General features: G+C 56.5%; 3 protein-coding genes and 6 pseudogenes. All 9 read right to left on the bottom strand.

Annotated features, from left to right (window positions below):
- A pseudogene (locus tag EOB59_RS32600) lies at window positions 1-422 on the bottom strand (IS6 family transposase); the annotation flags it as partial.
- A gap of 164 nt (window positions 423-586) precedes the next feature.
- Complete coding sequence (locus EOB59_RS32595) at window positions 587-1,555, bottom strand: XcyI family restriction endonuclease (protein WP_095486086.1); 969 nt, start codon at window positions 1,553-1,555, stop codon at window positions 587-589.
- Entirely contained in the window at window positions 1,552-2,412 is an 861-nt protein-coding gene (locus EOB59_RS32590; protein WP_095486087.1) for a site-specific DNA-methyltransferase, read from the bottom strand. Before EOB59_RS32590 ends, EOB59_RS32595 begins: the two co-directional genes overlap by 4 nt.
- A gap of 172 nt (window positions 2,413-2,584) precedes the next feature.
- A pseudogene (locus EOB59_RS32585) lies at window positions 2,585-3,081 on the bottom strand (transposase); the annotation flags it as partial.
- A gap of 88 nt (window positions 3,082-3,169) precedes the next feature.
- Entirely contained in the window at window positions 3,170-5,449 is a 2,280-nt protein-coding gene (locus tag EOB59_RS32580) for a zeta toxin family protein (RefSeq protein ID WP_128178177.1), read from the bottom strand.
- Between the two features lie 109 nt (window positions 5,450-5,558).
- Window positions 5,559-5,677, bottom strand: a pseudogene (locus tag EOB59_RS32575) (transposase domain-containing protein); the annotation flags it as partial.
- A gap of 4 nt (window positions 5,678-5,681) precedes the next feature.
- Window positions 5,682-6,039: pseudogene (locus EOB59_RS32570) on the bottom strand (IS1595 family transposase); the annotation flags it as partial.
- A 120-nt stretch (window positions 6,040-6,159) separates the two neighbouring features.
- A pseudogene (locus EOB59_RS36990) lies at window positions 6,160-6,386 on the bottom strand (transposase); the annotation flags it as partial.
- A 706-nt stretch (window positions 6,387-7,092) separates the two neighbouring features.
- Window positions 7,093-7,257 (bottom strand): annotated as a pseudogene (locus EOB59_RS36985) (IS110 family transposase); the annotation flags it as partial.
- Window positions 7,258-7,444: the final 187 nt, after the last annotated feature.

Here is a 7,444-nt window from a genome sequence, read left to right as displayed (position 1 = left end):
GTGTTCGACCCCCGGCATGATCTCTCGCTTTGCAGCGTCGTAAGACCGAAGCTTGTCGGTGATCATCACGCGCGGCGCGCGGCCTTGGCCCTTCAACAGCTTGCGCATCAGACGCTTGGCCGCCTTGGCATTGCGACGACTTTGCACCAGGACCTCCAGGACGAAACCGTCCTGATCGACGGCGCGCCAGAGCCAGTGCTTCTTGCCGCGGATCGAAACGACGGCCTCGTCGAGATGCCACTTGTCACCAGCCGACCCGCTGAGCGGCGGCGGATCTCGCTGGCAAAGGTCCGCCCGAATTTCTCTGCCCAAAGCCGGACTGTCTGATGCGAGACAATAATCCCTCGTGCCGCCAGCAAGTCCTCGACCATTCGCAAACTGAGAGGAAAACGGAAATAGAGCCAGACAGCATGGGCGATGATCTCGGCGGGAAAGCGGTGGCGGCGGTAGAGTGGGTCACGCTCTGTCGCACATCGGTATCCAAGCTTCGTTAAGTTGACGATGCCGTCTGACGAACACCTTCGTCAGATTTATAGTGATCTGTTGGCTCTCACGTAGGATCCATGTCCGATGGAGCACGGAAGCGCTAGGACGTTGTACCGGCGATGCCGATCATGGCCGTCACTAGGTCACGAAACTCGTCGAATTCTGCCCCTGAGGCAGCTACGAGACTCGAGATTCGGTAAAAGCGATTGCTGGTCGGGGATTCGCGCGCGGCCATGGTCATGTCGATGCGATCGACATTCACAATAGTCCAACATTCGACGTAGCCGGCTCCTCGAGCTTTCTGGTGGCTCTTTTCAGCCTCGCCAATTCGGTTGTGGATGTTGGAAAAGTCTGTGCCGCCCTTTACCTCGATCGCGACAATATTGCGAAAGCTGTCGGCCCTCATTTCCTCGCGGATCACGATGTCCGGGTCTGCGGCGAATTCGATGCGTACCTGACGACCAGCCGCGTTCCGGACGCGGATGAACCTTGGGCCCGACGCCTCGATGTGGTCTTGCACAAGTTCCTTGATGACGTTGAAAACCTGGATGATGCCGGCGGTACCCCGACGGACATTGGCTCCCCCGCGCAGTTGCGGCCCCAATGTAAGCAGGGTCAGGTCGTCTAAAAGGGCGATGGTGACAGCCTTACCGGCGATGCCCGTGAGCAGCTGCGCACCGGCCTCACACATCTCTTTGCACAGCGTTTCGATGTCGGGCGACAAAGCCGAGCGTAGGATCCCCTTCGTCTCCATCGAAATAAAGCGGCCCGCTCCAGTTGCCGTTGTGTAGAATTCCTTTTGGCTATAGCCGTAGAGGAGGCGGTAGTAACCGATCAAGCGAGGGTTCGCGGTTAAGACCAACGGGACGGGAAACAACATTTCGCCGCGAATGCCGTGACTGGCGAGTTGCGTCAAACTATGGCCCGGGACGTTGGCCGCCAGCTCCCGGTCCAACGATGGAATGTCGAGCTTCCGAACGGTCTCTTTGAGCGCTTCTTGAAGCATTAACTGGCGAATTTCAGCCAATGCAACGCTGAATTCTATCTGCAATTCCGGAGACGGTATCATGCGGCCACTCGGATAATCGATCCATCGGAGTGACACAGCCGCTCGGCGGCCAGGGCAACGTAAGCGGGGTGAAGTTCAATGCCAACGTATGAGCGACCATGCTCCTGCGCTACCAGACCGACGGTCCCCGAGCCAAAGAAGGGATCTAGTACGAAGTCGCCGGGGCGGCTTGATGAACGGATGCAGGGCTCGATCAATTTGGGAGGGAAAGTCGCGAAATGAGCTCCCGCAAAAGGCAGTGTATTGACGTTCCAAACCGAGCGAAGATTCCGCCCATTGCCTTCTCGAACCGAGTCTCGATTATAGAAATATTGCTCCTCCTTAGAAAACATAAAGAGGTATTCGTGCGTCCTCGTCGGGCGATCTCGAACGCTTTCAGGCATCCCGTTCGGCTTGTTCCAGATGACATCGGCTCTGAGATACCATCCATCATCCTGTAAGGCGAACGCCAGCCGCCAGGGAATGCCCATCAGATCCTTTGGTTTGAGACCTTCAGGTGTCTCCGGACGCATTGACATGGCCCGAGCCGGATTCTTCTTATCGGGCGCCCGCCATGTGCGGTTACCGCTCGTAAAGCCATCGCCGATGTTGATCCAAAGGACCCCGTCATCCTTCAGCACCCGCCTCGCCTCTCGGAACACTGTTAAAAGCCGATTTATGAACTGCGGGAGCGTCGGCTCAAGGCCGATTTGCTCTGTGTTTTTGTAGTCGCGCAGGCCCCAATAGGGAGGGGAGGTTATAAGGCATTGCACGCTACGATCGGGAAGGCGCTGCAGGACTGTGAGGGCATCCCCCTCAAAGATGACACTCCCGTTCAGCGCTAACGGCGGTGGGCGTCGAATGCGGGAGGTTTTCATAGCTTGATGGTTCTGATTCGCAGCCTCAGGAAGCTCTTCATGCCACCCTCCCACACAGCTGACCAGATGCTCGCGACGTAGTCCCCCTGCCATTCCCAAAAACTTTCCTAAGCAGGAAGGCGTTGGTGCATGGGTCCGGACTTGAGGGGATGTCGATCTTTGAAGCGGCAGACTATGCCGTGGCCGCCTTGCGGCGGGCGGATTTCGGGCGTGCGCAGGCAAGCATGCGGTTGAGGACGGCGCAGCCGATGGCGACTTCGGTCTTCTGAACGGGAAGCGACCGTGCCCGCAAACGCCGCCCGATGGTGGACTTGTATCGCCCTATGGCGGTCTCGACCAGCGAGCGTTTGCCATAACCGTTGAGACCTGCCATTTCATCCCGCCGTCTCTGCCGATTGCGGCGATATGCTGGCCCCTCTGGCCGGGAGGTCTATCGTCGAATGGTTCGACCGCGTTGACGCGAGGCGGAATGACGATTGCGGCGGCAGCGCTGTGATCGATGACTGCGTCGTAAGTCGGTTTTCCGTCATAGGCGCCGTCAGCAGTAAACTGTCCGATCGGACCGCCAATCTGGTCGAGTAGTGGCTCAACTTGAGAGACATCGCCAGTGTCCTGATCAGTCAGGGTATGGGCAATGATCTCGCCGCTGTCGGCATCCAGTGCCAGATGCCGCTGAGAGCACCTGGATCGGATCGGCTTCTGCGGATCAGGACGTAGCGGGCATAGCTGGGCCTATTAATGCGGCGCGCCCTGAAGCTTATCGCCCCCCGTATGAGCGTTCTCTGCTTCTCGAGGAAGACGCCAGTTCCACTCGTGCGTTACTGGGGGCCGTGAGGCGGTCCAGTAAAGCCTGCCGGTCGGCGACGAGGGTGTCGAGGTGCAGCGGCTGGCTCCCGGGCCGTTCTCCTTTAGCCAATCGCGCGGCCAGCGCCCTGGTGGCGTCCACGACAAATACCCCGCAATCGTAGGTGTTGTCCTGCTGGGCCATCCGCACTCGATCCAAGCGGGCGCCCAGACGTGCTGCCAGCCCTTGTGCGATGGCGCTGTTCAGGGTGCCGAAGGAGTCGTAATGATAGGCGACCGGCTGGCGCCCGCGTAGATCGACAAACAGCAGCGACCAGTGGGTGCCCCCAGGGCCAGTCCCGGCATTGTTGACCGGAAGGAACACAAAGCTGGCCGTGCCGCCCCCGAAGTTGGCCCTGCCGCCATCGATGATGTCGTGGAAAGCGGCGGCCGCCTCGGCCGGGTTCCCAGCCATGCGCAAGAAATGGGCCACCGCCGGCGCCACCAACCGGGTCCGGGCGGCGATGTCGGGACTGGCCCTGTGCAGCGCCTCGCCAAGCAGTGCGAAATCGGCCGCGATATGCTCGTCTTCCAGATCGGAGTCGGTTAAATCGGGAAAGTCCTTAGGGCTTGCTTGCGATGACCTCTGCGCCTCCGCCGAGGGTACTGTATTCATGCCGCCAAGCGCTGCATCGTTGGCCATTCCCGCGCCTGAAGAGGAGCCCTTTTTCTCAAACGCCTCATTCAATCTGGTCCCGTGCAAATTGGGTGCAGCATTGGAGCGAGATTTGGACAGCGCATCGATTTCTGCCAGCCCGTCCTCAGTAAATTCGGGGTAGTCGTCGTCGAACTTTGGTTCTGACGGACTGAGCGCCGACGCCGAATGCTCACCCTGCATGCCGCCCAGCGCTGCATCGTTGGCCATTCCCGCGCCTGTATGCCGCTTGGAAAATGAAAATGGGCACACCTCGACCAAAAACTTTGGTCGCTGCAATTTAGTCGCACCAGACACCTGTTGCGGCGATTGATTTACCAGGCTAGCTGTCCTCTTCCGCTTCACAATGGATGACCGTAAAAGTGGCTCCTGATGGGGAGTGCCCCAGGTTGTATCCTCTTGAGGAGCAAAGGTCGAATCCGATGGTCCGGTTCTAGCAATTGCAGACTTTCCGAGAAACCTCTCTTGTAATATATTATGGCATGATGTGATTCTCTTAATGGTATGACTGACGTAGCAGTACGGATCACCGATATTTGCCACTATAAAGTCTTCATCTCGCTTAACATTTCGAACGAACATCTCGGCCATATGTCGCTGATCGTCAGCCGGAATTTTGTATGGATCAAAATCCAATTGATTGTTAAGCGCCAGGCCGATTTCCGCCGTGTAAGATTTTAGGTTAGCGCAAGGTAGATGTCGAGCGAACCTATCGCTCTGTTCGAGCTTGTTCCAGATATTCTGAATCTCGTCCCGGTGAGTTTTTCCCAATGGCCTATTACGGGCAATCATAAGTGCCTGCATCACGCCCTGCTCACCTATCGTCTTCATCGGTCCAGTGGGATCGTTGGCTTGTTTATTTTCAAAGATTATTTCGCCCGTTCGACGAATGATTGCTATTCGAGCAAAAGAGTCGGAACAAACGGCTGAAGCCGCTATGAATGGCCAAACGGAATAACTAAGATCGTGCGCCTTAGCATCTGGAGAGGTGATAGTGGCGATGGAACCTTGCGACAGCCCGCGGTCATAACGATCATGCATGGCGGTAAAACTAGTGATTCTATCTGTGGCCACGATATTTAGCTCTGTCTTGTAGCCAATGTGACGAGCCCTCGCGAGAAGGATGTAATTAGGGGTATCGCGCGTCTCCACGATGATATTCGATCGATGCCGTATCGCATACTCAATCAATTGATCGCGCCAGGTCAAAACGACGAAGCGATTTATTTCCTCAACTACATGAGATCCCCGGAGTCGAGCGCGGTTGTTGTCGGGAAGAAAAGACTTGAGTTCGTTCTCGCTTACCACTTGAGTGTAGTCGGGATCATATTTATTCAGTAACTGCCTAATTGCAGAGGTTTTGCCCGATGCCGGTTGTCCGCCCACAACAAGAAAGATGGGATTCTCCAGCCCTCCCTTTTCGACTGCCATGCTACCTAAGATGTCACGTTCAAATATTGCTTTCGCTTCCGTTGAAGTCAATTTCCTCTTTCTCGCCAGGAACTTATGAAGAACTTCGGCCGATTCCTGTGTTTCCATTTTCGGTTTCCTCGTACCAATCTGCGATCGTTTAAAGTTTAAGCCGTAGAGTCATCCCTGGCGAGTGTATCGTAAGCGCGAATTTCCGTAAGCGACGAGCTGAGGCCGTTCAGGCGGCGTAATTCCACGGCATGAGTGCGTCGATTTCGCTGCTCGGGCAGCCATGGCAATGCGCTCGAGCGTTTGCGTGAGCCAGGCGAGCGGATCGACGTTGTTCATTTTTGCCGTTTATCTCGGCCAGGCGCACCGAGGACAAACCCTTATCCGACTGCAGCATCAGCCACATGCCATTCAGCCAGACACTCATAAGGAAGCTTTGTGGAATGCAGAGGCGTGTGGGTCGTCACCGTGAACTGGAACCGGCAATCGCCGCTGGAGCATTGATAGCGACCCGGACGCGCACGTCGCTTGCTTGTATCGCGCCCGGCGATCGCGATCGAGCGTTTGTAACCACAGGCAGGACAAATTCTCCCAGCCGGCCACACCATGCTTTCCAGCAATCTCCGACACTGCTCCTCATCGCGAAAGGCCACGATCATATCTTCCGCCGTCCGAATGTTGGTAAGTGCTGCGAGCATCGTTTCCGACATTCTCATCTCCCTCGGATCAGGCCCGAAGAATCGCACGGTAACCCTTGGATATCAAGGCTATTGCTGTCTTTGGTTGATAAAGGCCGCGTACGATTTTGAACTGCTCTTGTTCCGACCCCCAGACAGGACCGACGGCTTTTCCAAGCTGAGACAGAACCGAGAATGGCTCGTGTCGCCACATCGGTGACGATCGTCAGATACGGACGGCCGACGAACACACCGGCCCCGTCGACAACCTCCACGAAATTGATGTCGGTCGGGATATGGTCGATTTGGCAGACGTCGAGCGGGTGCGGCGCATGGATGTAGCCCGGTCACAGCTTGAGCCGCAGCAGGTGCTTCGGATTAGTTGGTTAGATCAGAGGCTGTTTGAGCAGGACTTTCAGTCACCAGCCTAACAGCTACCTCAGCTAGAGCATCTCCTGACGGGTCTACGTTATGCTGAGTCGGGTTGTTTAAGCCGCCCTCGGCATTCGCCTCTAAGCCTGATCGATTGGTCATTTCTAGGGCCCTTTCATAAAAACTGAGCGCAGCGGTTTGCCGAGTAGGCCACACCTTGGAGTTTCTCGCCGCTACTATAGTGTATAAGTCGGGCATATCCAACGTGAGTTGTCTTACAGTTGAAGCTTACGGCTCCCCTTTGTCGCCCTTGCGCGATCGGACAGTCGAAACCCATCGAAAGGAGGGTTTCGTGGCATCGAAAGGAGGGTTTCGTGGCAGGATGTATGGTTGTGTCGCCTTTCTTTGTTTGTGTATTCGTGCACTCATACTGTGGCCGTCCTCCGAATGAGTGTAATATAGGATCGTCGTCTAATAGCGAGATTTGCAAGCGCCTTTTTAGGTGCGGGATGCGGGAAGTTGTTTGCCGGGAGCATGTGACGTCTGGTCGTCTACGCGGTCGACATGGGTCGCCGCATCATGGTGCTTCGCGGGACGGTCCTTCCAATGTATGTCTCGCACGCTCCGAGCAAACTCGTGGTGCAACGGTCTTAACGGAATGGACCAGCCTCGGTCCCGGCAGGGACTCCTCTTCACGCCATGGGCGCTGCAGAGCTCGAGCCCAATGCGGATGACAGACAGTTCCAGTTCGTCGAAATAGCGCACCAGTGCCTCGGGCTCGCTGGCGATCTTGACCTCGCGCGCGATCGTTCCGGTCGCGTCAACAATGCACACGCTGCTCTCTTCCAGAGAGACATCGATTCCCACATAGTGTTCCATGGCTGTTCCTCTCATGATGCTTGGAGCCGATCGCTCGGACTCCGTTTCAACACCATCATTCTGAGGGACAGCCACCCAACCTGGCTATGCTCGCGAAGGCCGGCCCATTACGGCATCTAGTTCTGCGAGGGAAGGTTGATTTCCAGCACACCGCGCTTACCGTTGCGGCGGCCGACCTGAATGACCA

The organism is Mesorhizobium sp. M7A.F.Ca.MR.176.00.0.0 (assembly GCF_004023165.1).
Classification (GTDB): domain Bacteria; phylum Pseudomonadota; class Alphaproteobacteria; order Rhizobiales; family Rhizobiaceae; genus Mesorhizobium.
The sequence above is the reverse complement of the archived record's forward strand: the minus strand, read 5'-3'. Positions and strand labels throughout refer to the sequence as shown.

What these genes read in the sequence shown, in the direction of transcription:
- EOB59_RS32580 (WP_128178177.1), bottom strand. Translation starts at nt 5,449, where the DNA reads ATGGAAACACAGGAATCGGCCGAAGTTCTTCATAAGTTCCTGGCGAGA.
- EOB59_RS32595 (WP_095486086.1), bottom strand. Translation starts at nt 1,555, where the DNA reads ATGATACCGTCTCCGGAATTGCAGATAGAATTCAGCGTTGCATTGGCT.
- EOB59_RS32590 (WP_095486087.1), bottom strand. Translation starts at nt 2,412, where the DNA reads ATGAAAACCTCCCGCATTCGACGCCCACCGCCGTTAGCGCTGAACGGG.